The 6,143-nt window shown below is 39.9% G+C and carries 4 protein-coding genes; all 4 read left to right on the top strand.

Going from position 1 to position 6,143, the window contains the following annotated elements; all coding sequences use genetic code 11:
• Positions 1 to 1,324, top strand: a 1,324-nt coding sequence (locus AC1DND_RS18505; protein WP_477583862.1) for an alkaline phosphatase family protein, incomplete at its 5' end; no start/stop codon positions are given.
• 288 nt (positions 1,325 to 1,612) lie between these two features.
• Positions 1,613 to 1,981, top strand: a complete 369-nt coding sequence (locus AC1DND_RS18510; protein ID WP_477583864.1) for a VOC family protein — start codon at positions 1,613 to 1,615, stop codon at positions 1,979 to 1,981.
• Positions 1,982 to 2,109: 128 nt separating this feature from the next.
• Entirely contained in the window at positions 2,110 to 5,385 is a 3,276-nt protein-coding gene (locus AC1DND_RS18515; protein ID WP_477583866.1) for a methylmalonyl-CoA mutase family protein, read from the top strand.
• On the top strand, positions 5,321 to 6,143 hold an 823-nt coding region (locus AC1DND_RS18520), incomplete at its 3' end, for an MBL fold metallo-hydrolase (RefSeq protein WP_477583868.1). The genes AC1DND_RS18515 and AC1DND_RS18520, both read left to right, overlap by 65 nt.

Raw genomic sequence — 6,143 nt, forward strand, 5'->3', positions numbered from 1 at the left:
CGATTGGTACGATCCTGAAACCAAAAAGAATGTGTACTGTACAGAGGATTCTTCTGTATCAACTGTAGGCAGTAACCCATCTTCTGAAGGAAATATGTCGCCAAAAAATATGCTAACCACTACCATAACCGATGAACTGAGGTTAGCTACAAATTTTAGAGGTAAAGTAATTGGTATTTCATTAAAAGATAGGGGGTCGATCCTTCCTGCTGGCCACGCGGCAAATGCAGCATATTGGTATCAGGGTAGCACCGGAAACTGGATTACCAGTACTTATTACATGAAAGAAGTGCCAACATGGATTGCCGATTACAATAAATTGAAATTGGCAAACAAGTTCTATGCAAAAAACTGGGAAACATTGTATCCAATGAATACCTATGTTAATAGCACAGCAGATGAGAAAGCATACGAAGGCAAAGCGAGCACATTCCCTCATCAGCTCACCCAAAATATTGATAAAAACTTCGATGCCATCAGAAGCACGCCTTATGGTAATACCATCACGTTAGATCTTGCCAAATTAGCGATCCTTTCTGAAAATTTAGGACAAGATAACATTACCGATTTCTTAGCGGTAAGTTGCTCATCTACTGATTATGTTGGTCATGCTTATGGTCCGAACTCAGTAGAAGCAGAAGATACTTATTTACGTTTGGATAAAGATTTCGAAGAGTTTTTCAACTACCTGGATAAAAAAGTAGGTAAAGGAAATTACACGGTATTTTTAACTGCCGATCATGGTGCTGCGCATGTACCAGGCTTTATGCAAGAAAATAAATTGCCTTCGGGCGTAGTGAGTGACCGTGATATCGCAAACAAATTAAATGCTTACTTAAATGATAAATTTAAAGTAAACAATGTGGTTTTAAAATCTCAGAACAATCAGATCATTTTCGATCATGATAAAACCGATAAAGGTGATGTAAGTTTTGATGTAATTAAATCGGCATCTGTAGAATTCTTAAAAAGATTAGACGGTTTCCAAAATGCAGTTGATATTGCTAAAATATCGCAAAGCACACTTCAGGAAATCCAGAAAAAGATGATTACCAATGGATACAATGCGCGCAGAAGCGGCGATATCTACTATGTTTTACAACCAAACTGGTTTAACGGTGGTAGCACAGGTACCACACACGGAAACTGGAACCCATACGATTCGCACATTCCATTGGTTTTTATGGGCTGGGGAATCAAAGCTGGAGCATCCAATAAAACACATTACATGACTGATATTGCACCAACCTTAGCGGCACTACTCCATATTCAAATGCCAAATGGTAACGTTGGAGAACCGATCACCGAAATCACCAATAAATAAAACAAAAAAACTATGCTCATCAGCATAGTTTTTTTGTTTTAAATCAACAGTGATAGGTCCCTAAAAAGTATCGTCATTGCGAGGCACGAAGCAATCTTAAAGTGCTCGCTACTAGCGATAGTTGTAAGATTGCTTCGTCGGCTGAAAAAGCCTCCTCGCAATGACGACCATTTGAGGAGAGTCATTTCCTTTAAATTACGCTGTCATCCGTAATGATTTTTATGCAGTAAATTATCCCTCGAAATGACGATAACTTGATAAAATTTCCTATTTTCTTTATTTTAGATCATGTCAACATACATTGCAACCAAACTTACACCCATGCTCGAATCGCATGATATGCAAGCAACATTAAAGTTTTATACAGAAGTTTTAAACTTCACTTGTGATGTAAAACTTGACGATCTGACTTGGTTAACCCTCCGAAAAGATGAGATCGAAATTATGTTTTGTTCTCCAAACAAGCATCACAATATCCCTAAATCAATTATGAGCGGTTCGCTTTATATCAATACAAACGAGGTAGAAACCCTCTGGGAAAGTTTAAAAGATCAATGTGAAATCTGTTATCCGCTAGATGATTTTGACTATGGCATGAGGGAGTTTGCCATTTACGATAATAACGGTTATTTACTGCAATTCGGGCAGGATTTATAGCTGAACCAAAAGCCGTAATGGTATAGGGTATTCGCTATTTAAACTCCTTATTTTAGTACATTTGCATACCAAATATATTTGGACAAGGATTGGTCGTTTGAGCACACTGATCCTTTAAATCCTATCGTATGCAACAAGTAGAAATATATAAGCCTAAAAATAAAATCCGTTTCGTAACCGCCGCTTCCCTTTTTGATGGACACGATGCAACCATTAATATTATGCGCCGTATCCTCCAATCTTCAGGGGCTGAAGTGATCCATCTTGGGCACAACAGGTCGGTTGATGAAGTGGTAAACTGTGCCATTCAGGAAGATGTTCAGGGCATTGCAATGACTTCTTATCAAGGCGGACACATTGAATACTTTAAATACATGTACGATCTCTTGCAAGAAAGAGGATCAGGCCATATTAAAATATTTGCAGGTGGCGGTGGCGTAATCTTGCCTTCAGAGATAGAGGAACTCCAGTCTTATGGAATTTCTAAAATCTACTCTCCAGATGATGGCCGTAAGATGGGTTTGCAGGGCATGATCAATGATATGCTGATCCAAACCGATTTCATCACCAAAGCCAGCATTACTAACGAGCTCGAAACCATTCCTACAAAAGATATTAAAGCCATTGCTGGGGCCATTACCGTTGCAGAAAATGATCCCGAAGGCGCACAAAAATTTGTAGACGAATTAAAAAAACTATCCAAAAACAACACCGCTCCTATTTTAGGCATCACCGGAACGGGCGGAGCCGGAAAATCATCACTGGTAGATGAGCTTGTCCGCCGTTTCCTGGTAGAAGTGAAAGATAAAACCTTAGCGATTATCTCTGTCGATCCTTCCAAAAGAAAAACCGGTGGCGCTTTATTGGGCGATCGTATCCGGATGAATGCCATCAATAACCCGAGGGTTTACATGCGTTCTTTAGCCACCAGGCAGGCCAACCTTGCACTATCCAAAAACGTTCAGGAAAGTATCGATATCTGCAAAGCCGCTGGTTACGATTTAATTATTGTAGAAACCTCAGGCATTGGCCAATCAGATACCGAAATTACCGAACACTGTGATGTTTCCCTATACGTAATGACCCCAGAATTTGGTGCAGCTACACAGTTGGAGAAAATCGATATGTTGGATTTCGCTGATCTGGTAGCCATTAACAAATTTGATAAAAGAGGTGCATTAGATGCACTGAGAGATGTGCGCAAACAATACAAACGCAACCACAATATTTTTGAGGCGAAGGATGACGAAATTCCAGTTTATGGAACTATGGCATCACAATTTAATGATCCGGGCATGAATAACCTATTTGTTGCCTTAATGGAGCAGATCAGGGTAAAAACCGGAACGGATTTCAAAGCCAAAATGGAACTCACTTCCGATCAATCAGAGAAAATTTACATCATACCCCCTGATCGCATCCGTTATTTGGCAGAAATTGCCGAAGCTAGCCAAACGTATAACGAATGGGTAGATAAACAGGCTACCATTGCCCGGAAAATGTACCAGTTGAAAGGTGTAATCGATTTAGCTGGTGATATTAATTCCCCCCTCCTACAAGGGTCTTCACTAGACGCGGTGTTAAAAAACTTAAATGCAACATACTCTTTCTTCGAAGAACAATTAGATGGCGAATGCAGGCGTTTATTGCGCCAATGGCCAGATACCAAAAGAGCTTACAAAGAAGAGTTTTTCATTTATAAAGTCCGCGATAAAGAGATTAAACAACCTTTATTTTATGAATCACTTTCAAAACTGAATATCCCTAAAGTTTCACTACCGAGATATGAAGATTGGGGCGATATTTTAAGGTGGCTGTTAACCGAAAACCTTCCAGGCGAATTTCCATATGCGGCAGGTGTATTCCCTTTAAAAAGAGAAGGCGAAGATCCTACGCGGATGTTTGCAGGAGAAGGTGGTCCTGAAAGAACTAACAAACGTTTTCACTATGTTTCTTTAGGTCAACCTGCGCACCGTCTATCTACTGCCTTTGACTCTGTTACCCTTTATGGAGAAGATCCGCACATTCGTCCCGATATTTATGGCAAAATCGGAAACTCGGGTGTAAGTATTGCCACTTTGGATGATGCTAAAAAACTCTATTCGGGTTTTGATCTTTGTGCGCCGTCCACTTCGGTATCCATGACCATTAACGGCCCAGCCCCAATGTTGTTAGGCTTTTTCATGAATGCTGCAATCGATCAGCAATGTGAAAAATACATTATCGAAAACGATTTAACTAAAGAGGTTGAAGCTAAAATTGATGCAATCTATCGCATAAAAAATATACCGAGACCAACCTATAATGGTACATTACCAGAAGGAAACAATGGCTTGGGTTTAATGCTTTTGGGCCTTACAGGAGATCAGGTTTTACCTGCCGATATTTATGCCAAGATCAGGGCAAAAGCCATTAGCTCAGTTAGGGGAACCGTTCAGGCCGATATTTTAAAGGAAGATCAGGCACAAAATACCTGTATATTTTCTACAGAATTTGCCTTAAGGATGATGGGCGATATCCAAAAGTATTTCATCGATGAAAAAGTAAGGAATTTCTATTCCGTATCTATTTCGGGCTATCACATTGCCGAAGCAGGTGCCAATCCAATTTCGCAGCTTGCCTTTACTTTAAGCAATGGCTTTACCTTTGTAGAATATTATTTGAGCAGAGGCATGCACATTGATGATTTTGCCCCTAACCTGTCTTTCTTCTTCTCCAATGGAATCGATCCGGAATATGCCGTTATCGGTCGCGTAGCCAGAAGAATCTGGGCTAAAGCTATTAAGAATAAATACAAGGGAAATGACCGCTCGCAGAAACTTAAATACCATATCCAAACTTCTGGCCGTTCGTTACATGCACAGGAAATCGATTTTAATGATATCCGTACCACTTTACAGGCCCTTTATGCCATTTACGACAACTGTAATTCGCTACATACTAATGCTTACGATGAAGCCATTACAACGCCTACAGAAGAATCTGTTAGGAGAGCCATGGCCATCCAATTGATCATCAACAGAGAATTGGGCCTGGCCAAGAACGAAAACCCACTGCAGGGTGCCTTTATCATTGAAGAATTAACCGATCTGGTAGAAGATGCTGTGCTTGCCGAATTTAAACGCATCAACGATCGTGGTGGGGTATTGGGTGCGATGGAAACGATGTACCAGCGCGGAAAAATTCAGGAAGAAAGTCTGTATTACGAAACGCTTAAACATACAGGTGAATATCCTATTGTAGGCGTTAATACCTTTTTAAACAAGAATGGTTCACCTACTATTGTTCCTGGTTTCGATCCAAACCTGGGCACAGAAAATGCCAGCGTCTTCTTTTATCATGGTACTCGGTGTTGCCCAGGATGGCGGCTACCCGCACATGGGCTGCCAGAAAAATTGCTGTAAAATGGCATGGAAAGATGAAAAGTTAAGAAGAAATGTAGTTTCACTTGCTTTGGTAGATCCTAAAACCAAAAAATGGTGGCTTTTTGAAGCTACTCCTGATATTAAAGCCCAACTGCAGGATTTCAGAAAAAGAACGAATGAAGTTTATCCTTACTTGCCCGAAGGTATATTTATCACACATGGCCATATCGGTCATTATACAGGTTTAATGGAATTCGGTAGAGAAGTAATGGCTACACGTAACCTGAATATTTATGTGCTCCCAAAATTCAGATCTTTCTTAACTCAAAACGGCCCTTGGAGCCAGCTCGTTATGCTAAAAAATATAAACCTTATCGAACTTAAAGCCGATAACCCTATCGATATAACAGAAAATAAGATTACCGCATTTACAGTACCCCATCGTGATGAATATTCAGAAACTGCTGGTTTTAAAATAGAAACACCTACTAAAAAGTACCTTTTCATTCCAGATATCGATAAGTGGAGCAAATGGGACAGAAATATCATTGAAGAAGTAAAAAAAGTTGATGTAGCCATGCTTGATGCTACATTTTATACCAATGCAGAACTGGGTAATAGGCCTATTTCAGAAGTACCACACCCACTGGTAACAGAAACAGAAGATTTATTTGATAAAGAGGATATTGCCATTAAGCATAAAATCTTCCTAATCCATTTTAATCACACCAACCCATTGCTTTGGGATTCAACTACCCAAAAACAGGTCTTAAAAAATGGATTCAACTTCGCCAAAC

This window comes from Pedobacter sp. 01N416, assembly GCF_056399685.1.

Bases quoted from the DNA above. Each gene is read 5' to 3' on its own strand.
- AC1DND_RS18510 (WP_477583864.1), top strand. From the start codon at position 1,613: ATGTCAACATACATTGCAACCAAACTTACACCCATGCTCGAATCGCAT.
- AC1DND_RS18515 (WP_477583866.1), top strand. From the start codon at position 2,110: ATGCAACAAGTAGAAATATATAAGCCTAAAAATAAAATCCGTTTCGTA.